Annotated in this window: 5 protein-coding genes; all 5 read right to left on the bottom strand. The window is 61.9% G+C overall.

What is annotated here, in order from left to right; genetic code table 11:
* Positions 1-256: Maf family protein (locus EN935_RS33190; RefSeq protein WP_206534627.1), on the bottom strand; the 256-nt coding region annotated here is incomplete at its 3' end.
* A gap of 21 nt (positions 257-277) precedes the next feature.
* Positions 278-496, bottom strand: coding sequence for a translation initiation factor IF-1 (infA, locus tag EN935_RS33195; protein ID WP_006200926.1), 219 nt, complete (start codon positions 494-496; stop codon positions 278-280).
* A gap of 199 nt (positions 497-695) precedes the next feature.
* Complete coding sequence (locus tag EN935_RS33200; RefSeq protein ID WP_109670560.1) at positions 696-1,166, bottom strand: low molecular weight phosphatase family protein; 471 nt, start codon at positions 1,164-1,166, stop codon at positions 696-698.
* Positions 1,154-1,639: a UPF0262 family protein gene (locus EN935_RS33205; RefSeq protein ID WP_109670558.1), complete on the bottom strand. Its 486-nt coding sequence runs from the start codon at positions 1,637-1,639 to the stop codon at positions 1,154-1,156. The genes EN935_RS33200 and EN935_RS33205 overlap by 13 nt, the downstream gene beginning before the upstream one ends.
* 6 nt (positions 1,640-1,645) lie before the next feature.
* A partial coding sequence (locus EN935_RS33210; protein WP_206534628.1) for a histidinol dehydrogenase occupies positions 1,646-2,028 on the bottom strand: 383 nt, incomplete at its 5' end.

Raw genomic sequence — 2,028 nt, forward strand, 5'->3', positions numbered from 1 at the left:
GCCCGACGGCAACCACCGTGTCGGCGGCCAGCACGAAGCCCGGCGCATAGTCGGCTTCGGTCTTCAGCGACGCGAACGCCTTTTCGGCCTTTTCCTTCGACAGCCGCTTGGCCAGCGAGCGCGGATGCTCGGCACGCAACGGCGTTTCGTCGACATCGGCCGGCAGCACACGGTCCGGCTCGATGCCGGCCTGTTGCAAGAGCTCGATCCGGCGCGGCGAACCCGAGGCAAGCACCAGCTTCTGCAAAATGCTCATCGCGGACCAGTCGGGCTTTGCTTACTTGAAACGATAGGTGATGCGGCCCTTGGTCAGGTCGTATGGCGTCATCTCGACCAGAACCTTGTCGCCGGTCAGCACGCGGATGCGGTTCTTGCGCATGCGGCCGGCCGTATGGGCGATGATTTCGTGTTCGTTTTCGAGCTTTACCCGGAACATCGCGTTGGGCAACAATTCCGTCACGACACCCGGAAACTCGAGGACTTCTTCCTTCGGCATTCGATACCTTTGCTTGGATGGCAGTTCCGGCGCTTAGAGCATGATGCCGAAAAGTGTAAAGCGGTTTTCGGACGACATCATGCTCTACTTCTTGGTTTAGAGGCGGATTCAGATTTCAGGTCGAACAGACCTGAAATCATCCGACTCTAGCCGGAATTTCGGCGGAACCTATATGATAATCGTCCGCTTGTGAACACGCTTAATCCGTCGCGTTTTTTGCCTCTGGAAGCAAGAAACGTCGGCCTATGCGCAACTTCAGGCGCTCGCGCACGTCGCGATAACTAGCCATGATCTGTTCGCGCGTGCCGCCGGCATCGGTCGGGTCCGGCGTCGGCCAGTATTCGACCTCGACGGCGAGCGAGCGGGTGAGTTCGAGTGCCGCGTGGTGCGCCTCCGGCGCTAGCGTGACGATGAGGTCGAAATAGTCGTCCTCGAGATCGTCCATCGTCCTTGGGTGACGTTCGCCTAGCGTGAGGCCCTCTTCGGCCAGCACCGCATCGACGAACGGATCGCGTTCGCCGGCGCGAACGCCGGCCGAAGCGACAAAGATGGTGGCAGGCAGCATCCGCCGCGCCAGTTGCTCTGCCATTGGCGAGCGCACGGCATTCATGCCGCAGAGGAACAGGATCGAACGGGGCAGGGCGCCGGGTGCCAGGGCTAACCCCGCCAGTGCAGCACGCAGACCAGCGTGAACAGCCGGCGCGCCGTATCGAAATCGATGTCGATCTTGCCGGAGAGCCGGTCCATCAGCGTTTGCGAACCCTCATTGTGCAGGCCGCGGCGGCCCATGTCGATCGCCTCGATGTGGCTCGGCGTCGAGGAGCGGATGGCGTCGTAATAGCTTTCGCAGATCATGTAGTAGTCCTTGACGATGCGCCTCAGCGGCGTCAGCGACAGGATATGGGTGACGACGGCGGCGCCATCCTCGCGCGCCACGGCAAACACCAGGCGCTGCTCGGCCAGCGACAGTTTCAGCCGATAGGGCCCAGGGCCGCTGTCATTGACCGGTTGAAAACTGTTTTCCTCGATCAGGTCGAAGATCGCCACCGCGCGCTCATGCTCGACGTCGGGTGTCGAACGGCCGATCGATTCATCGAGTTCGACATCGATCAGCCTGGCGCGGGTTTGATCGGAGTCCGACATAACGGCCTACATGTTCAGCCGTATGGCGACGGAGCGACCGTGCGCATCAAGGCCTTCCGCCTTGGCGAGCGCAATCGCCGCCGGCGCCAAGATACGCAGCTGCTCCGGTCCAAGCTTGAGGATCGACGTGCGCTTGACGAAATCGAGCACCGACAGGCCGGACGAGAAGCGCGCCGAGCGTGCCGTCGGCAGCACATGGTTGGAGCCGCCGACATAGTCGCCGATGGCTTCCGGCGTGTGGCGGCCGAGAAACACGGCACCCGCATTGCGCATCCGCGACAGGAAACCCTCGGCATCGTCGATGGCGAGTTCGACATGTTCGGCAGCGATGCGGTCGACCAGCGGCAGCGAGGATTCAATGGTTGGAACCAGGATCACGGCACCAAAAT

The sequence above is a fragment of the Mesorhizobium sp. M7D.F.Ca.US.004.03.1.1 genome, assembly GCF_003998635.1.
Classification (GTDB): domain Bacteria; phylum Pseudomonadota; class Alphaproteobacteria; order Rhizobiales; family Rhizobiaceae; genus Mesorhizobium; species Mesorhizobium loti.